Below are 23144 nucleotides of genomic sequence, written 5' to 3' on the forward strand. Positions count from 1 at the left end.
TGGGATATTATTTTACAGTGATGGTCATCCGCATGTTCGGATATCCGTTAGCGTTGAAATTGTAGCTTCCGGTTTCAGTGAATGTGTAATTAAAGGTGTTTCCGTATCCAAGCCTCTGGTCCTCGAAAAGCCCTTCCTCGCTGGTCAGGGTAAAAACACTGTCTTCAAAATTCCTCCATACAACAAGATCCCCTGTATTAACCTCCAGTTCCGAAGGAATAAACACGTAGTCCCTGAGCCTTACAAGGTAAGTTCTTGGTTCGGTTCCCGCAGACTGTACATTCGTGGCTTCTTCCTCTTCGCCAGTCAAGTTTTCGGTTTGTTCTTCTTCAGTTCCGTCCCCCATACCCGGAGTTAACGTTTCTCCAGGTGTTTCCGTCTCTTCAAATGTTTCTGTCTCCCAGGGAGTCTCCATTTCCCCGAGTGTTTCCGTTTCCACCGGCGTTCCCATTTCTTCTGGTATTATTGTCTCTTCTGGAGTCTGCTCTTCTTCATATCTCTGCGTTCCTCCTGAAGTCCCGCCAGAACCGCCGGATCCGCTGGAATCACCGGAGTCGTCCTCTTCTTGCTCCTGATCTTCCCCCGAATTAAGGCAGCCAGATATTAATACTGATAAGACTATGAGGAGCAGAATGAACTTTTTTATTGCCATTACTTCCCCCTTGCTTAAGTTTTATTTTTGTACTCCCAGTTCAATATAAGCCTTATTAAATAATAACACTTTCTTATAATAAGCCTTATTTTAAAAAATAGTTTGTTTGTGATCGATTTTACCGATTTTCCCTGAAAAACTAACTTCTGGAGTTAAGGTTAGCCAGCTTATTAATCGGACTATTGATCGGATTATTAATCGGATTATTAATTGGATTATTAATCGGCTTATTAATCAGATTAAATCACATTATTAGCTAGTTTTTTGCATGTCTGTTTATTCAGGATGTGGATGTAGAGAGCTATCAGAAATGGAAAATGAGTGCAAAGTTTAAAATCCAAAAAAGTAAATTTACTGGAAAGTTTTGCTGCCTTTCCAGATAAAGCTGTATATAATTTGTAAGCACTTTGTTCAGTAATCCTTTGAATAATCCCTTAAGTGAACCCTTCAGGATTTTTTTGGAAATTCCTTTAGAGAACTTTTTCCGGAAGCTTGTTCGAAAAATTCATTCAGGGCTCGGTCACAGTGATATTAACATTCATTCTGGGCTGCCCGACAACGGTGAAGTTGTAAGCTCCGGTTTCATTGAAAGTATAGGCAAATGAACGCCTGTACACGAGACCTGTGTCCTCAAATAGTTCCTGTTCACTGGTTAGGGTAAAGACTCTCCTCGGGCTGTCCTGATAGTTTATCCAGGCAACTGTTTCACCTTGTTTAATATCAAGGCTTGAGGGATATGCCCTGTAGTTGTCCAGTCTTATAGTATAGGGAGTTTTCCTTATACTGGACGTATTAACTGTCGGTCCTTCTTCGGTCTCATTTTCTCCCGGAGTTACTTCTTCAGTTTCAGTTACTACCGGAGTTTCAACTTCCTCAGGAGTTTGAGTTTCAGTTTCTATCGGTGTTTCCGTTTCTTCCGGAGTTTCAATTTCCTCCGGGGTTACTGTTTCTTCAGGTGTCGTGTTTTCTTCCGGGGAGGGCTGATCATTCCCGGTGCATCCCGAGAACAAAACGACTCCTAAGACTAGAAGTAGAACAATAATTTTTGTTTTCATTTTATTCCCCACGTCTTTTTGGTTATGGAGTTAGGAAGTCTATAGAAATAAGTTAAAGTCCAAATAATTTTATTTTAATTTTATTTATGGTATTTTGACTCTCAGATATCTAAATATTTCGAATATTAACTCTTCATTCTTGTTTATTTAATAGCTAATGTTATTTAATCTTAAGTTCTCACTTTAATGGACTTTTTTCTTTTTTAAGCTTTGAAATCTTCATGCATACTTACGTACCTATAAATATATTTTTGTGCATTTCTTTTAGTTACCTGCCTGTTAAAGCAAAATTATTAATGAAATTTAAGTGTTTTACTTGCATATAAAGATGTTTTAGACCAGTATAAACACATTTCCAGGTAGAATAAAACAGTCCTTTCCTTTAAAAATTTTTAATGGCTCTAAATAACCTGCGCAATACCTTCAGGAGAGATAACATCTTCGAATATATTGATTAATGGTAGTTAATATAAAAAAGTAAAGGCTGCCTAAAAATAGCCTATTCTATAAAGGCTTATTCTTCATTTTTACCCGAATTGGCTTTAGTTTGAGCTAGATTACCAGCAGGGATCGTATTTGCCGTATTTGCTTTCCCTGATGATTCTCTACTCTACTGTTAGAACTAGCTCTGAACCAGGAGCCTCCTCCAGATTAAAAGTGTAGTCTCCGGCTTCATCAAAGGTATATGAAAAGCTTTTCCCGTAACCCAGAACCGGGTCTTCGAAAAGTCCCTCTTCACTTACCAGCGTGAATGAGCGCTTGGAGCAGGATAAAAATAAGAACTGCCAGTATCCCGAATTTAAATCCTTATAGGCTACCATCTTTTCCCCCAATCTGCCATGCTGAAGGATAGATATCCGTTTAATGATTAATATATATAGTTTTTTATAAATATCGTATTATTAGAAATCCATTATTTTGCAAAGAGGCAATATCCGACCCGCATTTTATATAATCACTTAATACACGAAGTACTACACTCATGTTTTTTTGCAATCATTTTGCTTTTACAATCATTCTACTTCTACAATCGTCCTGCTCTTTCTCACAGGATGTTCCATAAAAGTAAAGCGGCAGTCCCAATGGATGCAATTATACCGAAATTATTTAATGCGAGGGAGAAAAGACTGGCAGAGCCTGAGATTTTTGAAAGCAGTATTTTATTTACAGTACTTATGAGACTTGCAAGCACAGCGGTATTTGCCGCGGTTGCATAAGAGATAGTCCCATCATTCACGGCAAGGAGGGTTACGGAAACTATAACTCCCGAACTGCTGACAAGAGCTCCCAGCGCAGTAACATAAATCCCGACAGTTCCTACGGTGTTATAGGCAAAGTTTCCTATAACGAGGATCAGGGTAAACGCTATGCCGAATTTAAATGCCTGTCCGAGTGAAAAAGGAGACTCAATTTTGAGATCTCCTCCGCCTGTTGGGCATATTTTCTTATTGCGCCTGAGAATTATCACAGCGGATACAAGGATAATTACAAGCTGGGGAGGAAGCATGAGAAGGGTCGTCTGGCCTGTAGGATCAACTATCAGGGCTAGTATAAGGTTCCTGATGAGCATGGAAACATTACAGAGCAGAATCCCCATAAGGATGGGGTCAGCAATACCTTCTGCTCTTTTTGAAAGTCCGGCAAGAGCCCCTGTTGTGGCTTCACTGTTAACGAAACCCCCAAGAAAACCTGAATAGCAGAGACCGCGTTCTGTCCCGAATTTTCTCAGAAGCACATAACTTAAGAAACTGATAAGTGAAACAAGGACTACAATAAGGATCGCTGTCCTCAGGTTTATAAGCCCGAAAAACTGCTTATCCGGCATTACCGGATAGAGAATAAAAGCTATCGCAAGAAACTGAACTGCATTATACAGTTCTTCTTTTGTCAGGTTTCCTGCAAACTGATGGAGAGGCTGTTTCTGAATCAGGAGGAACGATATAACTATGGATGAGACAATTGCATACAGGCCGTAGTCATAGCCGACAAGGACGCCCATAACGAAGATAAAAAAGAGAGTAACCGGGCTTGTTACTCCTATGCGTCGGTAGAGAAATATCTTGGCATAGGTGATTATGCAGCAGACGGCTGCAAAGAAAAGCGTTGCTACGTAAACGAAGCCCTGTCCTGTTGACTCACTCACGAGAGCAACGAGCATACCCGTTATGCAGGTTATGCTGTAAGTTCTTACACCTGCGAAGATCTCATGCTCAATGCCCCTGTGTTCCCTTTCCACGCCTACCATGATACCTATCAGAAAGGCAATGGCAAGTTTTGCCAAGAAATCGACTAAAACCGGATCAAAACCGAACTCGTCAACAACGTTCGTAGCTCAACCTCTCAGATTTCTTTATCTGTACTTCTGCATGCCAGTAGAATAACATCGTTAAATAAATAACAATGTTGATGTAAGTTCTATAATACAGGTCAAGACATAATGGAAGAATGCGAAGCAAAAATATAATTCTATAGTAAGGATGTTCTTGCTAATGAATATGCTCCTTAAACCGGAGTTTATAAGATCTCATAAAAATCGTGGTGCAGCTATGGATATTATGTAGGTCTAACAAGAAATTAATTAAGTTCCAAACTTGTTTCGTTCAATTTTGGCGTCGCCACATATTGAACTAGCCCACCGATTGATACTTATATGATTTTCACCATATTATACTAAAGAAACCATAATAGGGCGTCTTGTTACAGAGATCCTGTGTTAGACCCCATATAGTGGGAAATTAACTATTTTTGTGCCACACCGATTTATTTAATTGGTTCTATATTTGTCGGTTTTATATTAAAATGCTTGGAATTGTTACCCAACATAATTAATTTTTTGTTAGACCCTATGTAGATCATGTCGCTTGATGTGGCTTTATACTATAAAGTATAAACTCCGGTTAAAGGAGAAAAAGGTTCAGAGTGCATGGAAATTTCAAAAATCTATGCAGATGACTCCGAAAACCTGATCAAACCTGGCTAATAAACAATGGGACAGTTGAAATTTGGCTGATCAAATATGGATAAAGTTTGGGTTAAATCTGGATAGAGCTTACTTTATACTTCCACGAATTCAACCTCGATTGGTTTGTTTTCGGTCTCTTCAATAGTTATAAGAGCGCAGGACCCTTTGCAGGCTTCCCCAGGGTTTACAATAACTGTTTTTCCTACTTTTTCAGTGCCTTTTGCTTCATGGATGTGCCCGCAGACAATGAGGTCAACTCTATCCAGGAACTTCCGGATGGCTTTGCTTCCCACATGCCCGAAGGGGAGTTCGTCTCTGGCTCCATGAGGAGGAGCGTGGGTCAGGAGCACTATTGTCCCGCATTCCTCTGAGTTTTCGGCTGAGCAGACCATCCCTTCGAGGGCGGTTTCGATTTCTTCTTCGGAAAGCTCAAAAGGAGTGTTAAAAGGAGTGGGGTTTGAACCTCCAAGCCCTATAAACCGGATTTTTCCAATCTGCTCGGCTTTTCCATGAAGGCTTACGGCTTTTGACTTCTCAAGGGCTTTGAGAATGCTTCTCTGGTCACAGTTTCCGGGAATTGCAAGCACGGGCTTATCAAACATTTCAGCCAGCTCTTCTACCTTCTCATCGGGTCCGAAATTGGTAATGTCTCCAACTACCACGGCAAGGTCAAAGTCCCCGGCTTTCTCTATGATGTTTTTTATCTTCGAATAGTCCCCATGGGGGTCGGAAATAGCGAGTATCTTCATCCGTATCCCATCCTTATCGTGATCTTCTAACTCTATTAACTTTTAATTCCAGGATATTTAACTCTACGATCTTCTAATCTATGATCGTTAATTATGATCTTTTAATTCCGGTTGAATTTTGTATATAATATTTTTACATTTTATGTTATGCGTTTTTCTGTGAACATGCACACATGTTTTATATCCCTTATGTAATATACTGCCCCATGCGTGATATCGTTATCATAGGGCACAAAGCAAAGACAAGCGGAGATTTTTCTTTAAATGACCTCCCGGGGTCTGCAGGAAGAATGGATATACTCTGCCGCTGTGTAAGCTCTGCCCTTTTTCTCTCTTTCGGAATGCGCAGGGATGTAAATGTTCACCTGCTTCTTCTGGGGGAACCTGAACCAGGAAAAATTATCAGGTTTGAAGGGCTCCACCTGAGATACCTGAACCCCGACGAAAGAAGCAGTGGTTCACTTATCAATAAAGCCCTTCTGAAAAATGCAACCGAACATGATACCCGGTCCACTCCTGGTGTCTGGATCCGCAACGGAGACTTTAAGTCCCTTATAGCTTCTTTTGAAGGGCGTACCCTGCTTTATCTCAGAGAAGACGGCGAGGATATCAGGGGACCTGCCAAGGAAATACAGGACCCTGTATTTATTCTGGGCGACCATACAGGCGTTACGGAAGAAGAGGAACAACAGCTCCTTGAAGCAGGAGCCAGGATTATCTCGGTTGGTCCCATTTCCCTTCACTCCAACCACTGCATAACCCTTATTCACAACGAACTGGACAGGGTTGAAGCGGAAAGAGGGGAAATTCCTGGAGGAGCCAGCTCCGAAGCTGAAGACTGAGCTGTAGCTTTGTCGTGTTTTAATCCAAAAAGTTATATCTCACTTGCCTGTATCAGGATAGAAACTCATCCTGATGCACCTTTTAGGGCACATGCCTTAAATTTACGCATCTCCTGCAAGACTGCATTTCAGTACTCTCAAATAATCTGTCAATTATCTTCCCTCAAATAATCTGTCAATATTATCTTCCAAAATACTTTCGACACACTCTGTCAATACCTCTTTCAATATAATCTCTCAATACAGTTTTCAACATCACCTTTCAATATAATCTCTTACTGTCACCTTTCAATACAATCTCTTAACATCACCTTTCAATTATCCACTCCAGGTCTATTCCCCGAATAAAGAGCTTAGAGAAAGTGAAACAAAATGGACGTACTTGAAATTTCAAAAAAGATTCTGCACGAAGGCCCTATATGTGACCACTGCATGGGCCGTCAGTTTGCAAAATTATCTACAGGCCTCAGCAACAGAGAACGCGGGCAGGCAATAAAGCTCGCCCTTGTCCTGGAAGGGGACCGCATTTACAAAAGTGAGAATGAAGATTCTCTCTTAAAGGAACTTGTCCCCTGCAGCGCCCATGCAAGGAAAACTCTCAGAATTGAGGGTGAGGATGAGCAGTGCTGGGTCTGCCTTGACCAGTTCAAGAAACTGGATTTCTGGGCGGAAGAAGCCGTAAAGGCTCTTGAAGGTCTTGAGTACTCAACCTTCCTTGTCGGCACAAAGGTCAGCGGGCTTTTAAGTGAAAACGAAGAGATATTGTGGGCTGAGGCAGGGACTGCCTACGCCGAGCAATTAAAGTCCGAACTTAACCGGGAAGTAGGCAAGAGAATTGCAGAAAAGGTTGGAAAAGAGGTGGATTTTGAAAACCCGGATATTGTAATCACCCTTGACCTTGCAGTAAACAAATTCGAGCTTCAGGTCCGTTCGGTATATGTTTACGGGCGCTACCTGAAAAAGGTCCGAGGAATCCCCCAGACCCGCTGGCCCTGCAGGAAATGCAAGGGTAGAGGTTGCGAGAGCTGTGGGTTTACCGGCAAACAATATCCTGAATCCGTAGATGAGCTTATCAAGGGTCCTGTTATTGAAGCATTTGAGGCTGTTGATACGGCTTTCCATGGTTCGGGCAGGGAAGATATAGATGCCCTTATGCTCGGAAGCGGCAGGCCCTTCGTGGTAGAAGCAAAATCCCCTTTAAAGCGCCAGGCTGATCTTGAAGCACTCACTGAGAAAATTAATGAAAATGCTGCAGGAAAAGTTGAGGTAAGAGACCTTCGCTTTGTTGAAAAAGGCATGATTGAGACCCTGAAAAGCTCAAAGGCGGATAAAACTTATAAGCTTAAAGTTACATTTAAAGAGCCTGTTTCAGAGGAAAAGCTTAAATCCTGCCTTGAGTCTTTGAGTGGCACAGAGATCGCCCAGCAAACCCCAAAGCGTGTGGTTCACAGGCGGGCAGACCTCGTCCGGAAAAGGTACGTGCACAGCATCACGCTTGATAGGTTGACAGATGAAGGTTATGCATATATAACTGTAAACTGTGAAGGCGGACTATACGTTAAAGAACTGATTTCCGGGGATGAAGACCGGACAAACCCGAGCCTGACAGGGCTTTTAGGAGTCCCTGCGCTTGTGGAAGATCTTGATGTGGTTAACGTCGAAATTTAAGCCCCAAAAATCTGAATCCCAGATAGCTAAATCTGCCTTAAATAACTAAATAGATCTAAAAATAAATCTGAAAATAAATCTGAAAATAGACATTAAAAAGTTTAATCGATCTAATCTAAATTAATCTGGATCAATCTGAATCAGTTTCATTAGCCGGTCGAGCCACAGGGAAAGAGTGGCTTAATGAACGGTTCATTTAAATAACATCCATCTTATTTAGAGGAAAATCAATTATTAAACAGAAACTTTATTAAAGAGAAATTAATCGAGCATCTAACGGAGGAACATGCGATGACAAATTCCCACGGTGAAAAACGCTGCACAAGGTACAAATTACAGAAGACGGTTCGTGAAAGAGGAATTTCCCCTGTAGTCAGGGCAATCCAGGAATTCGAAGCAGGGCAGATGGTCCACATTGACATCGACCCAAGCATCCAGAGAGGTATGCCAAATCCGAAATTCCAGGGTTCTACAGGAAAAGTCATAGGACAGCGCGGCCGTTCATATGTGCTCGCAGTCCGCAGCGGAAACGCAATGAAGGAAGTATTTTCTCTTCCTCAGCACCTGAAACCTCAGAAGTATTGATTCCGAGCAAGGCAATTAGGTTGTAAAAACCTAATCTTCCCTTTTATTACGGAGTTTAAGGTATGCAGGTCTCCAGCCGGAGGTTTGAAACCCTAACAAAATATTCCGATAAGTGACAGCCTGAGTAACTGCCCGGGAAAGGATTGGACGTAACAAAACTGATGTCCCGTAATAACCTTCTAAAAGGGCACGCTTAAAAGGGGATCTGAAATAACTGCTTTTTAAAAATTAGTTTCTTATCCTGGTAAATGAACATCTATAATTATATATCATTTGTATACCATATAGCTGAGATAGTTCAGGATAACGTTATTCAAAACAGTTCCGGCTTACCGGGCGCATGCCGGGTACTTGTACTTAAAGGCAGAAAACACTGGCGTCAGGAATCAGAGTTTACAATAAAACATTAAACAGGTTGCTCTGTAAGGAAATACAACTACCTGAAACTTTTAATTTGAAAGAGTGTATTCCAATGATAATTAAGGAAGTCCTCAACGAAGAGTTATTGACATTGGCCGAGGTCAAGGATATACTTTCCGGGATCGCTGACGAGCGCAGAGAGCAGGGGCTCGAGGTTGCATACAGTTTCAGAAAAGCCCTGCACCATGCGGAACAGTTCTCAAAAATTAGCGGGGAAAAGTCAAGAGAACTTGTTAATAAGTTACTTGAACTTGAAAAAATGAGGCCCGTTATTGCAATAAGGATAGCGGATATCCTGCCTCAATCCAGAGATGAACTCAGGTCAATCTATGCGAAAGAAAAGTACACCCTGAGCAATGAAGAGCTGGATCAGATTCTGGACTATGTATTCGCGGCTATGGAATAATTAAAAAGTAAAGAGAATAAGCTATATAGCAGTTTATCTTGTTATTCATGAGGGAAGTGTCCGAAATCTGGTTAGAGTACTTTAGAGTATCAGGGAGTAGCCTGACCTGAAGAATTTAGCTCAGAAGATTCTCATAGTTCTCCAGATTCCCGAACCTGAGAATACTGAGGTACAGGTCAGTCTCCAGTTTCCGGAAGCTGATGCTCGGGGAATGGTTCACAGGTCTGGTATCCATAGAAGGTCCCGAACCAGATAGAAGAGCTGAAAGAAGCTATGTACATCCAGGTTGAGCCCTGGACATGAATAAAATTTAATGGGGTTTCATATTTATCGATAGGATGGGTGCTGATGAAAGTAGAGAAGTCGCAATCAGGTGGACCGTACACTGGCAGATCGTCTGCCGAAAGACCTTCTTCTGGCAGATCGTCTGCCGAAAGACCTTCTTCTGGCGGCAGACGGCCGACAGGCAGACCGCAATCTGAAAGGCAGTCAGAAAGAGCTCCGCGCTCATCCGGAAAATCAATGGAAAGTTCACAGGACAGGGAGGAATATGTATGGGTGCTCGATTATCTTCCCTACGGGAAATCCGTTGACGGTACGACTGCATTCCAGAAAAAACCTCTTGTGCAGGCTGTAGGGGATAAAAAGTTTACTCTTATGGAACTGGTCCCCAAAGCCGGCGTAGTTCCTGAAATCCAGTCCAGGGTTTACATAGGGCCCGGAGACAGGAATGAAATAGACCATGTAAAGCAGAGGATCGGGTACTCTGACCTTACCACCGGAGCCAATCTGGAACTGCCCTTCATCCTCGAAGCCTGTGTCAGGCACACAGAAGAAAGGTTCATAAAGTTCTTCAACGATGCCCACTCCATTACAACCCGCCTGCATATGCTTGAACTCCTTCCCGGGATTGGAAAAAAACTCATGTGGTCTATCATTGATGAACGCAAGAAAGGAGAGTTTAAGAGCTTTCAGGATATCCGTGAGAGAATCCCGAGCCTTCATGACCCTGCTAAAGTAATTTCCCACAGGATAGAAGAAGAACTCAAGGATGATTTCATCAAGTACAGGCTGTTCACCACTCCTCCCCGCCGTCAGGGCCCGAATGATCGGTGAATCCCTTTTCTTTCTATTTTTTTCTATATCTTCTGCCTGTCTGGCTTCTTAACTTTCGGCTTTTGAAAATTCATCTGCGGAGTCTACCTATCTAAAGTTTACTAACTTTAACTAAATCGGTTTATTTACTTTAATTTATGTTCCTTAATTTAATTCAAACAAAAAATTTTACAGGATATTATAAAATATTATACAAAACTACAAAGTGCTCTGCAAAATTCTTAAATTCACTTTTAAAGCAGTTGTAAAGTGAATTAAAGTACCTAAAAAACACTTACAAAGAAATGTAACAATTTATACAGTGGTTAAAAAATATTATAAATATATAAAAACCTTAAAAACGCTTACTTTATTCAGGAGGTTTCAGCCCTGGTTCGTTCTATTCTTAAAAAGTACAATATAAAAGGAGGCACCTTTGACCAGCACTTCCTCATTGACACAGGCTACCTGGACAGGATAGTTGCTGCTGCTGAGCTAACTGCTCAGGATATGGTTCTTGAGATCGGTGCAGGAATCGGAAATCTTACCGAAAGGCTTGCAAGGAGAGCAAAAAAGGTGATTGCAGTCGAGCTTGACCCTGCCCTTATTTCAGTCCTGCACGACCGTTTTGATGCTGTAGAGAATATAGAGATTATAGAAGGTGACGCCCTGAAAGTCGATTTCCCTGAATTTGACAAAGTCGTTTCGAATCTCCCCTATTCCATCTCCTCGGAAATTACCTTCAAGCTCCTGCGCTATAAATTCGAACTTGGGATTCTTATGTACCAGTATGAGTTTGCAGCACGCATGGTATCTCCTCCGGGCTGCAAGGACTACTCCCGCCTCACGGTTGATACATATTATTTTGCCGATGCTTCCATTCTCATGAAAGTCCCAAAAGGCGTTTTCCAGCCAGCGCCTGAAGTCGATTCTGCAGTCGTCAAACTGACCCCACGCCCTGCCCCCTTCGAGGTTCGCGACGAAGCCTTCTTCCTCGAATTTGTTACTGCAGTTTTCGGCCAGCGCAGGAAAAAGCTGAGGAACTCAATCCTGAACACAAATTATAAGCTCAAAATCCCGGATGTCAAAGAAGTTGTAAACCAGCTTCCTGAAGATTTCATGAACAAAAGAGCTGAAAACCTTACTCCTGAAGAGCTTGCCAGCGTTGCAAACATGATTTATGACCTTAAATCCCGATAAGTTATGGTTGAAATAGAGTATAAAAATACCCGGGTCAAAATCGGAGCCTCAGACCTTGTCTACGAGCCAGCAGAAGACTCCTTTTTGCTTGCCGACGCCGCCCTTAAAGAGGCAGAGCCAGGCATGCGCATCCTGGAAATAGGGGCAGGCTCAGGCTTTGTATCTGCCGTGCTCAGGGCAAATGTTAAAGGCATCCGCGTACTTGCAACCGAGATCAACCCCCATGCTGCCAGATGTGCAAAAGCAAATGAGGTTGAAGTAATCCGTACCGACCTCTTCAGGGGACTGAAGCCAGGGAACCCGAAAGCCTCTTTTGACCTTATCCTCTTCAACCCGCCCTACCTTCCCACTTCCGAAGAAGAGAAAGTCCCTGGCTGGTTAAATTATGCTTTTGATGGTGGAACCAGCGGAAGGGAAACCATTGATAGATTTTTCGATGCTGTCGGGAACTACCTGAAACCCGGAGGAAAAGTTCTGATACTGATCTCTTCGATCACCGGACTGGAATCAGTGAAGGAGAAGATGGAGAAACTGGGGTTTGAGGTTGAAGTCATAAGGAGAAAAAAGATCTCATTTGAGGAATTAATGGTGGTAAGAGGAAAACCCCTGTAATCTTTCTTTGACCTCATAAGCTGTATTTAACCTCTCATTACAATAACGCCCCCGCCAGACAGACTGGTGCGTTTCCTAAAAAGAAAATAAAAGAGAATTAAAGAATCTACCTGAAAGAAGATAAAGAAACTTAAAGGGAGCATTTTTCAACCATTTAATTTGTTTCGTTTATGTCCTCAATTTTTCCTCAGTAGTTTTTACTTGCTGTTTTTTATCTACTTCCCAGGTAATTCCGACATGTGAGTTATTTACAGGTATACCTGGTAGTTCTACTTTCTGGCTTTTCCATTATTGATTCTTCTTGGGAAAGGTCGCTCTCCTCCGTCTAGCGTTACAGGAACGACTCGGTATAGCGAATGAGTTTGTGCTAGTCACGATTTAGAGTTCAGTCCTCCGAGCAAAGCTCATTACTGAAACCTATAAATTAGCCCTCTTGAGCGCAGCGAAAAGGGCAGCGTACTCCCGAGGCGCAATTCGGGCGAGGAACAATTCGGGCGAGGAACAATTCGGGCGAGGAACAATTCGGGCGAGGAACAATTCGGGCGAGACGCAGTTCGGGCGAGGCGCAATTCGGAGCGAAGAGGGCAGCGCACTGCAGAGCCGCAAGTCTGCTGGCACAATTAGGGCGAATCAGATACTGCACTACTGTAATCATATATAGAACAAAACCCAATAGTATGAGCATTATGACCCCCATAAACAGGGAAAATCCCATTTACCCGAAATTTATCGTAGGTATAGAACCACCAGCCGGGAGGACCGAAAGGGCTCTCTGGTTCATTTTCCGGGGCCGTGACATTCTTCTTAAAACTCATAAAAACCCCGGAGCAATTCCCAGGCTGCTGGACGTCAGGGAACTTGGACTTCCTGCGGTAAGGGAACAGTATCTCGGTATGCTTGAGGGAACGCACTGTTTTTCTATTGAACTTCCCGCGGATGCGAAAACTCCTGAGGGGATGGAATTTGTTGATCTCAGGCAAGCACACTCCGAAATCAGTGAGGGATGCTTTGAGCTTGTAAACAAAGCAGTGCAGGTAATGGAATGGGACAGGACAAACCAGTTCTGCAGCAGGTGCGGAACAAAAACCATGCAGAAGCCGGGAGAAAGGGGTAAGGAATGTCCAGAGTGCGGAGAGCTTTTCTATCCAAGAATTTCACCCGCTATAATTGTGCTCATAAGAAATGGAAATAAAGTCCTGCTTGCAAGGTCCCCGAATTTCCCTCCTGACATGTACAGCCTGATAGCTGGCTTTGTCGAGCCAGGAGAATCGGCTGAAGCGGCGGTTGCCAGAGAAGTCTGGGAGGAAGTCGGCATAAGAGTAAAAAACATTACTTACTTCGGGACGCAGGCATGGCCTTTTCCTAATTCTCTCATGATCGGCTTTACAGCAGAATATGATTCAGGAGACATCAAGCCTGACGGGTTTGAAATTGAGGACGCAAAATGGTTCTCAGCAGATGAACTGCCTGTACTTCCCGGAAAGATCAGTATTTCAAGAAAACTGATTGACCATTACCTCAAAGAAGAGGGACTGGAAGTTTAAGACGGATTCATAATTTGATTCAGAGTTTTATTCATCCTGCTGATCTTTTTTTATTCTTTTTTATCGTTTCTATCTTTTTTTCTGCGGAGGCATTTGCAAGAGGACAGCTACGCCTCCGGACATTACGGCAGTAGATTTTAGAGCTACTGATTTAACTTTTGTTCTGGAAAACTTTTCTTTAGATTTGGGAATCATAAAAGATAATAAATTGATATGGTCATAAAAAGAAATATAAATAAGTGAAATAAGATAGACAAGTAATTTTATTTAAGAATATAGAATAAAAGAAGTATGTTACTAACTGACAGAAAACGTAATGGAGTAAAAATATAGTGATCAAAAAGAATGCAAAGTTTATACTGCAAATTGCTATTTCAACTGCTATTACAACTATAATTCTATTAGTATATTTTTATTTTGCACATGGTTTACCTGCTGCTCACGAACTGGAAAGAGCAAATGTCGTATCTGTGCAAATTATGCAGGGAAATGAAACCATTACTCTCACTGATGGTGAAGATATTGAGCAAGCTGTCAATGTTGTAAAAATATTAAGTTTTAGATTTGGAGAAGCTAATGGCGGACCTGCAGATATGATGTGCACATTTTATCTTGGAGATGGTTCAAAAATGGAAATAGGAGCAAATAACGATACCATTTTTAAGAATGGCAGGCAATATGCTGGTGTGAATGATTCATGTCGACTTTTTGGAAACTTAATGCAAGGTATTTTCTTCCCCGAAACACTGCAGGATGAGAAACTGTATAATTAACGAATGAGCTAATCCCAAAACTTGATTTAACTGCATTATTTTTTGGGGTAGGCTTATTATAAAGAAAACCCCCATGCTATCAATTGTTTTTAATGTCCATTAATTAATCATCTGAAAAGGCGAGATCCTGATAATGTCTCATACTTGTTAACGAATCGTGACCCTGCCATAAACATACAGTTGACTCAAGAACCCCGGAAGCAATTAACCACGACTCCAACGTTTTTCTACTTGACTTTAAGAAAGGCCATCAGGATTTATGCCTGCAGATATAGCCCGCCTCCAAAGGTTCTTTTATTCTAGTACATCGATTCCATATATCCTCAATAAACCATGTATAAACACAGATGAACAAAGATGATTTCAATTTGTGTTTATCCGTGTCCATCTGTGGTTCTTTTATGGGAAACCCATGGACCTATGTTGATTTTGAAGTCCAATTTTATTCCCATAATTTGGAATCGATGCACTAGGTACTTCCTAAGGGAGGTTTACGGGCCTACCAGAAGTCCTTTAATAGATAATGGAACATGGAAAAGGAAGAAGGTGAATAGTTCTTTCTAACTGCCTTCTTTTATGTTTCTTTTATGCTTCCTCTAGCAAATGGATGATGTTTCTTTTTTCTTCAATAGCGAGCCCGTAAAGAGTTCTAAAGAGTCTATTATATGGATGCCCTAAAACCAGTAATAGACGAAGCTATACCCTCTAAAAAGTATTTCTTTTCATATTTTTAGTTTTCATTGATGCATAGATTTTATAGCAAAACCTGTGCGTTTTATAAATTTTAGCTTCGAATGTAATTTTACAGAAAACGCACATGATATTCTTTGAATAACATGCACAACTAAATGAAAGTACTTTACCCCACTTTTTTGGCTATTGAATTCCTTATTACTTTGGGCAGTAAGGTTGTCCTAATTTTGGTTTTTCAAAACCGTCAGAAAACTAATCAGTGAATTGCCATCGAAGGCTCAAGTGTGACTTTGATCACGGATGCTAAATTGGCCTTTGAGGCAATTCCACTGCCCAAATAAATTGGGTGATATTATTTGATGATTGAAGTCATAAACAAAGCTTGTGGTTTAGACATTCACAAACTCTTTTTCATTGCTACAATTCTCAGTAGATCTGGTGAAAAACAACAGCAGCGTTTCGACAGAGATGATGAGGGAATTTTAGCCCTTAAAAATTGGGTAATATCAGAAAAATGTAATGTTGTTGCATGTGAATCAACAAGTGACTTTTGGGTTCCTGTCCATGATTCTTTGATAAAGCATCTACCGGTGATAGTTGGAAATGCGCGAGATATGAAGGTATTTACACATAAAAAAACAGATAAGATTGATTCAGAAGTCATTGCACAACTTGCACTTAATAATATGATTCAGCCATCAAGAGTTTTTCCAAAGGATCATAGAGATTTTAGATCATATGTTCGACTTCGGTTAACACTTGTACAAAAAAGAACAGATCTAAAAAATAAAGCTCACTCAATTCTTGCATCTGAAATGTTAAACCTGAAGAATGTGCTGACAGACATTTTCGGCAAGAATGGCAGAATGATCTTATCAGGAATCTCTTCAGGTAAGACTGTTGACCAGATTATCGCAAGTCTTTCTCCAAATGTTCGTAAAAAAAGTGATCAAATCAGAGAAATTCTTGAGCGAGAAATCTCTCAAAGTGCTGCATTCAGACTTCAGATCTGTCTAAAACTCATAAAAAGTCTTGATGATGAGATCGAAGCTTTAGAAAAAGAAATTTTCAATTATGCTTATAGAAATCATAAGCGAGAAATGGAGATTTTAATGTCAGTTCCAGGTATAGGAGAACTTGGTGCGGCAATTCTACTTGCTGAAATAGGCAATTTCAAGGATTTTTCTTCTGGAGATAAGCTTGCTTCTTGGCTTGGTCTGGTTCCTAATGTGTATCAATCTGCAGATAAATACCACAACGGAAGAATCACAAAGAGAGGATCAAAGAGAGCAAGATGGATTCTGACGCAGATTGCTCAAGCAGCGGCAAGAAAGAATAACAGTAAGTTAAAAGAGTTTTTTAACAGGAAAAAGAAGTCAATTGGACATGCAAAGGCAATTATTGCCTTGGCAAGGAAAATTGCAACGATAATATGGCATCTTATTACGAATGATGAGATGTACGAAGATGAAACTGGATATAAAAAAAGGGAAATTCAAAAGAGAAAGATTGTTGAGACCGAGATATTCTCAGTTGATGAACGAATAAAAATAATTAGTGAAATATTTGCAATAACGCGAAAAGAGGATGAAGAGAGCATGTGAGGAAGATATCCTCATGTACTTTCATGCTAAATTAGGGACACTGCCTCAAAAAAATAGATTTTTTAATTTCTTTGGTAAATATCTACAAAAAATATTAATAGATTTAAGAATTCTACCTTTGATAAATGTCTAATCCAAACATCTTAAATGATATAGCAAATAGAAATATAAAAGAAAAAAATGAAAGTTGTTTTCTCTCCAATCAGGAAGAAGTTCACTATGATTCAATTATATTATTAGAAATGTTTTACATCGAAGACTTTAATCTTCTTTTCGATGGATTGGATCTATTATATGCAAATTTGAATGGTTACGAGAAGTCTAAATTGAATTATAGAGATATACTTCAAGCTGATGAAAAAAATGCATTTCGAGGATATTTATATCTTCCACCTATTGTTAATTCAAATCTAAAAGATCATCGGTTTTTTCCAAAGCCTGCTTTTCTAGATTTGGGCGACGACATTGATGGAATCAACATAACTCTACAAGCTACTCTTCCATCTACAGTTACTTTACAAATACAGGTGAGTTTAAATCCGAATATTTCTGACAAAATAAATAGTATAATATATACTTACCATGAGGAAATCGAAGAAAAAAACACAGTTTTTAATTCCGAAATTACCATTCATCATTTACCTTATCTCATCAAAAAGAAAGAAATAATTGGCATTAAAGAAGATCTCAAAAATCAAATTATAATATTTTTATCAGCATATTTTAAAGGTATTTTTTTCACACAAGCTAAGAAACACATTTCATATGTCCCATCTATTGATTTATTTTCTCTAAACTATCCTGAAAAATCAGAAGACACTCTTAAGTGGTTATCGGATAATCATTATTTTTTTATTTGTCTCGATATTTCAGTCCCTTGGATAAATGCATACAAATATGAAAATTATCTTTTTCTACCGAACTCTTTAAACGACTGTGCACTTTTTCCGAGTTATTCAATAATCGCGGATCGCCAAACAGCAAATGCTGATAATATGTATTTTGACATAAAAACTTCGATTCAACATCCACTTGATAATTACTCATTTGAGTTGTTAGCTTTTAAAAGATGGTTAGAGATTGAGGAAAGAACAAGTACAGAATTAAATTTGTTAATATCTAAAGAATCAGAATACGTTGCTAATAATCAGTTTAAAAAAGCAATTTTAAATAGAGAAGAGATTACTAAATACCTTTTTTATTTCGAAAGGTTTAAAATAGAAATTAATATGTTTGATTCTATGCTTGTTGATGATTGTCCGGCATTTGAATCATTGGACAAAAAAAATAGATTTTTATTTAGAAACGTTATGACAAAAATTAAGCGTCATATAAATTATATTGATGAATTTGTCAATACCTTGAATCGCCACTCTGATAATATATTAGCATTGAAAAATATCGAGTACAATAAAAATATACAAAATTCTGTATTAAGATTAACCTATTTAATAATTATTATTAGTATTGTACAAATTATTTTATCAATAATCCAAATGAAGTCTAACTGATATATCAATTAAAGAACAAAAAAGTCATAGAGAATTTCGATTTACCTCCAATTTCAACAAATTGATTATATACCCTTTATGAGCAATCTGCCAAAAAACGAGGTTTAGCGAAGTCCTCCATAATATGTTCTTCCCTAATATCTTTCTGATCTCCTTCGCATTCATATTAAATTCTCCTTCTCTCACCCTATCTTATTAAAAGGAGCAACAGGTTTTACCTACTCATAAATTTTATGCGAGAGGTGGAACTCAACCCATAAAATCTTTAGATTACAGTTTCAGGGAATTCGCATGCTACCAGAATTTATAATTTTTTCAAAAACTCATCCCTGCATAAATAACTCAGATGCCCGTCTAAAGTCCATAGTTTTTCTTTTTCCTTCGGCTTATCATTCGGTATAGAGTCTGATTCTTGCAGACTCTCCGGAGAGTCCCCGAAAAAAACACTTTCCTAGCTTTTTTCGGGGAAATTATTTTACCTTCTTTTGTAACTACACTGACCCGAACCCAGACCCCCCCGCGGTTCATACCTCTCCGAAGCCTTCCCGCCTGTATCCCTGGGGAATAACAGATTCAAGTTTACTGTGAACATGCCGGAACTCGCCTGTCTCGCATGGAGCAGGCGGGAATCAAGAATATAAATTCAATAGAGGTGAAAAAATTCAACTTCAAAATTCTAAAAAATTTAAGGTTTTTTTCTCTTTTTCTTCTCAGGTTCCACAGGCTCTGTTAAAAAGAATCCAAATGATGCGAAATCTCTGACATCCATTTTGTGAGATTTCTCACCGGAAGAGATAGCAGGAATGATGAACCGGAAAAATTCACTGGTATACTGCTCGTAGCTGAACCCCTCCGCCTCGATCACCAGTTTCCATTTATTTTCCATTGACAGGATGTTCATAAAGGAGATCATAAGGTACATCGAGGTCAGGAATGGATCGAGATCTGCCCGTATTGTACCGTCATCGATACCCTCCTGGATCGCATCCCGCAGGATCAAACGGCAGGTACCATACCCCTTTCCAATCTCTGCGGTACACGGGTTCTCTTTAGAAAAACGCTCAGACCCGTAAAAATGAATCATTCGAAGATAATCCGGGTATTCCTGTGCAAACTGGTAATAAGCCTGACCCATCAGGGCTACCTTGACAATACCCGGCACCTGTTTCTCCATGCACTCTGTGTATTTTTCCTTCAGAATGTCGATACCACGGAGTACGATAGTAGCGTAAAGTGCCTCCTTATTTTTAAAATATAGATAAATGGTAGCCTTATTCAGTTCGACCTCGCGGGCGATGTCTTCCATAGAGACATCTTCATAACCTCGAGAAAAAAAGAGACGTGCGGCTGCATCGATAATCTCGGTTTTTCGCTGTTCTTTTTCTCGTTGTCTTCTATCGGCGATTCCCATAGTGCTACTCCAGCTAACCCATATTTATATTCTGACTGTTAGTTACATGATTAAAGGAAGAAATGTATTCTTATTTTCTACTTTTACTTCCAGTTTTACCGATTGGATATATTCATTAGATAAAAGATTCCGGCTCCTTTCGCTGGCTATAAAGCGTATGGAGACGCACTGATGCATCTTTAACCAGCCCAGGCTTCATTGATCTGGCGTTTTGAGGACAGCTCTTGATACATGCACAACACGTGATGCATTTTCCCGTATCAATCAAATTACTATTTTCCGGATCGATAGCACCAGTAGGGCATCCTTCTGCACAGATCCCACACCGGGTACACGCATCACTGACCGCAATAAAATCAACATTCCACAGCTTCGAAGCCCCCCGGTAGGGATGGCAGCCGGGTATATTTACATCAGAGATCCGGTCAACTGATGGAATGGTGTTTAGTTTTTCCTGTATTTTTCGCCCAAATGACTCTGCGTGGTTTAAGTCGCTTGCATCCGGACGATCTTTGGCAGTTGGTGTTTCGTCGCTGGAAAATGAATGTTCCCCGATATAGGCCCCACCGGCGATTGGTTTACATCCACACTGAGTCAGAATATCTTTCAGCTCGAGGAGTGCATCGTCATACACACGATTGCCATAGACGACAACACAGACCGCAGGCGTATTTTGGGCTTTAATCGCCTGCAGCCATTCAAGTATTAGTGCCGGCACCCTTCCCATATACACCGGCACACCAAGAATGAGTAATTCTTTTTCCGATGTCTGTAACGGCTGTTTTCTCGCATCCGGTCGGGTAATATCAATGATTTCCACCGTGCTGTGATTTATTCCGCGTGTAATGCCCTGAACAACTGCTTTTGTTGTTCCAGTAGGTGAAAAATAAGCTAATTTCACAGATTCTATTTTCATTTTGTTTACTCCATCAATTGTGTAACTCTACGTTATCTTATATCTAGTGGTAATTAAATAACTATTGGTTATTAAATAACTGTGAGTTAGTTTAAGAATATTTCCCAGGAAAAATATCAGATACCTGACGGAGGTTAAAATTTTGTTTGGGATGAATAAGAAATTAAGGCTCGTAGAGAATTTTTCTTTTTCTTTCTACTTGCCTTTCAGCCTAGAGTCTGATTTCTTGTGAGTGCGTAGGGGGGTTCCTGCAAATAGGCTGCAGGCTGGACTCTAGAGGAGCAAAGCTTATAGGTGATACGCTCAGGGTTATCTAGGAACGTTACAGTATCCCTTCAGCCGGAGAGATACAGAAAGCTGCAGAAATAAAGTCTATCTTAAATTGAACTATGGGAAAAGTAAAGTAAAGGAAAAAGAGAGGATTTCAAAGAAAACAGAATCTTCAGGATAGGAAAGGTTGAGACCTGGAGACCTTGAACAATCAATACTTTTAATCTTTAGTCCCAAGGTTCATTTTAGCAATAATCGGTTTCATGTTAAGATACATTGGAGCGAAATCTTTTTTCTTATTTTTCTCTGCGATTTTGAATCCGTATTTTCTATAGAAACCAGTTGACTCTTCTTTTGAATCAACAAGAATGTATCTGCATCCGATATTATTGCAAATTGATAATGCTTGGCCCATTACTATTTTCACTAAATAAGTGCCTATTCCTTTTCTTTCAAATCTGGAATCTACTGCCAGTCTTGCAATTTTAACTGCAGGGTATTTGCTATACTTGTAACGCTCAATTCCATCAATTACAGCTTTAGCTTCAATTGTATCTGCTACCAGAGCAATAAACCCCGCCAGTTCATCATTCCAAAAGCATAAACTGGTTCTGGTGATCAAATTATTCTGATCATCCAGAGCATCGTTTTTCAAAAAATCGTTTAATTCTGAATTTGAGCAATTAAATGATAAAAGGTTATGGTGTTCATTGAGTGGTACGATAATAAGTTCAGAGCTTGGAACTGATGCTCGAAACTTTTCGTCTGTTTTGCTCATATATTTCCTTGCCTTCAATGAACATTGCTATTAATTCGTCTGAAACCTCGGGATTTTCATCATATTCAAAGAACCTCTCTGCATCTTCTCCTTCAAGAACAAGCCCGAGTTCAACAGGTTTTGCCATTTGTGAACACCTTCTTTTTGTATGATTTAACTATCTGTGTTTGTGTTATTTATATATTCTGTTGACAGATACCTGCCTTGATGTGGACATAAAAGGCGGGAATAATCAATACTTTTTTCAAACATCTCAAAACATTTGTTTAATTTTGAAAACTGTGGCTCTAATCTCTTACAGGTCATCCAGAGAGCTCCCAAGAAAAAAATGCTTAAGGAAACGGTAAGTGGATAACATTTACGCATATTTCGCACACGGATTTTGGAAATAAGGAAAAAGCGCAACCCATATTTGATTGGGGAAAATATCATGAAAGAGAAGGCAAATTTATGATGCCGTTTGCAGTCCAGGTTCATCATGCATTTGTTGATGGTATTCATATTGGCAAACTTGCGGATAAGCTGCAGAGATACCTGGATGAGGTGTAGATTATAAGCATGATGGGAGATTAGAATGCTTTAAGGGACAAATTCGGTATAAGCATGATGGGAGATTAGAATGCTTTAAGGGACAAATTCGGAAGCGGTAACAGTTATTTTTCAGACAATTTAAATATAGTTACAGCCTTCGATCTTCCAGAGGACATAATAAAAGCGTTACTTTCCCTGGTAGACACTGGACAGATCCATTCATTTCTCCTCTGATTTATGTGAGTGAGTCAATGCCTTATACAATTTTGATTCCCAGAATCCACGCAGCAAGTTCTATTGCTTGCTCGGCATTGACTATAGCCCCTCTGATTTCATTACGTGTATCGGATACTGTGATCCCATCAATGATACAGTCCGATAAGTCGATGCCTTTGAGTAAAGTTTTAAAGAAATCTACTCCTGTGAAATTAACCGCTTTTAGCGTGGGCTTCTTTAACCGAATCCCGGATAAGAAAGCTTCCGTGAAATTGCAGTCATGAATGGTGCAGTTCTCCAATACAGAACTTGAAAAATCTGCATATCGAAAGGAACCATCCGCTAAAGATGTTTCTTTCATGTAGCTCTTGCTGAAGTTGCTGCCATCGCCCTTGCATGTTAATATTTTAGAGCCTTTCCAGTAACTTTCCGTAAAACTGCAATTTGCAAAATTGCAGTTATCAAACACCGAATTGTAAAAGCTGGTTTTTAAAAAATTACATTTGCTGAACTGGCATTGTATAAACTGTACCGATTCAAATTCTATCCTTGCGATATCGACGTCCGAAAGCACCTCGCTTTCAAAGCGCATCCTTTCTATATAACTGTCATCAGATTGTGCGGCAATAATTCTGCTTTCCAACATGCTTC

Annotated in this window: 22 protein-coding genes; 12 read left to right on the top strand and 10 right to left on the bottom strand. The window is 40.0% G+C overall.

Annotated features, from left to right (window positions below):
- Nucleotides 1–7: 7 nt before the first annotated feature.
- The 5 genes from ACZ5A8_RS09860 to ACZ5A8_RS09880 form a co-directional block, all read right to left on the bottom strand.
- A complete protein-coding gene (locus tag ACZ5A8_RS09860) occupies nt 8–652 on the bottom strand; it encodes a cupredoxin domain-containing protein (protein ID WP_464533647.1) in 645 nt (214 codons plus the stop codon).
- A 509-nt stretch (nt 653–1161) separates the two neighbouring features.
- The gene (locus ACZ5A8_RS09865) at nt 1162–1707 is read right to left on the bottom strand and encodes a cupredoxin domain-containing protein (RefSeq protein ID WP_464533649.1); all 546 of its coding nucleotides are present in this window, start codon (nt 1705–1707) and stop codon (nt 1162–1164) included.
- 605 nt (nt 1708–2312) lie between these two features.
- Nucleotides 2313–2528 carry a cupredoxin domain-containing protein gene (locus ACZ5A8_RS09870; RefSeq protein ID WP_464533650.1) on the bottom strand — a complete coding sequence of 72 codons (216 nt, stop codon included), beginning with the start codon at nt 2526–2528 and terminating at the stop codon, nt 2313–2315.
- 224 nt (nt 2529–2752) lie between these two features.
- The gene (locus ACZ5A8_RS09875; protein WP_464533651.1) at nt 2753–3988 is read right to left on the bottom strand and encodes an MgtC/SapB family protein; all 1236 of its coding nucleotides are present in this window, start codon (nt 3986–3988) and stop codon (nt 2753–2755) included.
- 773 nt (nt 3989–4761) lie between these two features.
- Complete coding sequence (locus ACZ5A8_RS09880) at nt 4762–5418, bottom strand: metallophosphoesterase (protein ID WP_229392320.1); 657 nt, start codon at nt 5416–5418, stop codon at nt 4762–4764.
- 206 nt (nt 5419–5624) lie between these two features.
- Between ACZ5A8_RS09880 and trmY the strand changes: the two genes are divergently transcribed.
- The 11 genes from trmY to ACZ5A8_RS09935 all read left to right on the top strand — a co-directional run bounded on the left by trmY (nt 5625) and on the right by ACZ5A8_RS09935 (nt 18371).
- Nucleotides 5625–6260, top strand: a complete 636-nt coding sequence (gene trmY, locus ACZ5A8_RS09885; protein ID WP_464533653.1) for a tRNA (pseudouridine(54)-N(1))-methyltransferase TrmY — start codon at nt 5625–5627, stop codon at nt 6258–6260.
- Between the two features lie 372 nt (nt 6261–6632).
- Nucleotides 6633–7928, top strand: coding sequence for a tRNA pseudouridine(54/55) synthase Pus10 (locus ACZ5A8_RS09890; RefSeq protein WP_464533654.1), 1296 nt, complete (start codon nt 6633–6635; stop codon nt 7926–7928).
- Nucleotides 7929–8219: 291 nt separating this feature from the next.
- Complete coding sequence (locus tag ACZ5A8_RS09895) at nt 8220–8513, top strand: 50S ribosomal protein L21e (RefSeq protein ID WP_229392317.1); 294 nt, start codon at nt 8220–8222, stop codon at nt 8511–8513.
- A 472-nt stretch (nt 8514–8985) separates the two neighbouring features.
- Nucleotides 8986–9339, top strand: coding sequence for an RNA polymerase Rpb4 family protein (locus ACZ5A8_RS09900; RefSeq protein WP_229392316.1), 354 nt, complete (start codon nt 8986–8988; stop codon nt 9337–9339).
- 348 nt (nt 9340–9687) lie between these two features.
- Nucleotides 9688–10455: a DUF655 domain-containing protein gene (locus ACZ5A8_RS09905; protein ID WP_464533657.1), complete on the top strand. Its 768-nt coding sequence runs from the start codon at nt 9688–9690 to the stop codon at nt 10453–10455.
- Between the two features lie 369 nt (nt 10456–10824).
- Nucleotides 10825–11634 (top strand): 16S rRNA (adenine(1518)-N(6)/adenine(1519)-N(6))-dimethyltransferase RsmA, encoded by an 810-nt coding sequence (gene rsmA, locus ACZ5A8_RS09910; protein ID WP_464534088.1) that lies wholly within the window; start codon nt 10825–10827, stop codon nt 11632–11634.
- Nucleotides 11635–11637: 3 nt separating this feature from the next.
- The gene (locus ACZ5A8_RS09915) at nt 11638–12246 is read left to right on the top strand and encodes a HemK2/MTQ2 family protein methyltransferase (protein ID WP_464533659.1); all 609 of its coding nucleotides are present in this window, start codon (nt 11638–11640) and stop codon (nt 12244–12246) included.
- A 677-nt stretch (nt 12247–12923) separates the two neighbouring features.
- Complete coding sequence (nudC, locus tag ACZ5A8_RS09920; protein ID WP_464533661.1) at nt 12924–13790, top strand: NAD(+) diphosphatase; 867 nt, start codon at nt 12924–12926, stop codon at nt 13788–13790.
- Nucleotides 13791–14122: 332 nt separating this feature from the next.
- Nucleotides 14123–14563 carry a hypothetical protein gene (locus ACZ5A8_RS09925; protein WP_464533663.1) on the top strand — a complete coding sequence of 147 codons (441 nt, stop codon included), beginning with the start codon at nt 14123–14125 and terminating at the stop codon, nt 14561–14563.
- Between the two features lie 1052 nt (nt 14564–15615).
- Nucleotides 15616–16860 (top strand): IS110 family RNA-guided transposase, encoded by a 1245-nt coding sequence (locus tag ACZ5A8_RS09930; protein ID WP_464530608.1) that lies wholly within the window; start codon nt 15616–15618, stop codon nt 16858–16860.
- Nucleotides 16861–16985: 125 nt separating this feature from the next.
- A complete protein-coding gene (locus ACZ5A8_RS09935) occupies nt 16986–18371 on the top strand; it encodes a hypothetical protein (RefSeq protein ID WP_464533664.1) in 1386 nt (461 codons plus the stop codon).
- Between the two features lie 685 nt (nt 18372–19056).
- Here ACZ5A8_RS09935 and ACZ5A8_RS09940 read toward each other — a convergent pair.
- From ACZ5A8_RS09940 to ACZ5A8_RS09955, 4 genes are all read right to left on the bottom strand, one after another.
- Nucleotides 19057–19782 carry a TetR/AcrR family transcriptional regulator gene (locus ACZ5A8_RS09940; protein WP_464533666.1) on the bottom strand — a complete coding sequence of 242 codons (726 nt, stop codon included), beginning with the start codon at nt 19780–19782 and terminating at the stop codon, nt 19057–19059.
- A 115-nt stretch (nt 19783–19897) separates the two neighbouring features.
- A complete protein-coding gene (locus ACZ5A8_RS09945; protein WP_464533668.1) occupies nt 19898–20698 on the bottom strand; it encodes an EFR1 family ferrodoxin in 801 nt (266 codons plus the stop codon).
- Between the two features lie 490 nt (nt 20699–21188).
- Nucleotides 21189–21746 (bottom strand): GNAT family N-acetyltransferase, encoded by a 558-nt coding sequence (locus ACZ5A8_RS09950; protein ID WP_464533670.1) that lies wholly within the window; start codon nt 21744–21746, stop codon nt 21189–21191.
- A complete protein-coding gene (locus tag ACZ5A8_RS09955) occupies nt 21700–21873 on the bottom strand; it encodes a hypothetical protein (protein WP_464533671.1) in 174 nt (57 codons plus the stop codon). The genes ACZ5A8_RS09950 and ACZ5A8_RS09955 overlap by 47 nt, the downstream gene beginning before the upstream one ends.
- Nucleotides 21874–22097: 224 nt before the next feature.
- On the opposite strand from ACZ5A8_RS09955, the gene ACZ5A8_RS09960 reads away from it, so the two are divergent.
- Nucleotides 22098–22295, top strand: coding sequence for a CatA-like O-acetyltransferase (locus tag ACZ5A8_RS09960; RefSeq protein WP_464534090.1), 198 nt, complete (start codon nt 22098–22100; stop codon nt 22293–22295).
- Nucleotides 22296–22533: 238 nt separating this feature from the next.
- On the opposite strand, the gene ACZ5A8_RS09965 is transcribed toward ACZ5A8_RS09960, so the two are convergent.
- Nucleotides 22534–23139: a pentapeptide repeat-containing protein gene (locus ACZ5A8_RS09965; RefSeq protein WP_464533672.1), complete on the bottom strand. Its 606-nt coding sequence runs from the start codon at nt 23137–23139 to the stop codon at nt 22534–22536.
- Nucleotides 23140–23144 lie beyond the last annotated feature (5 nt).

Source organism: Methanosarcina subterranea (assembly GCF_055385895.1).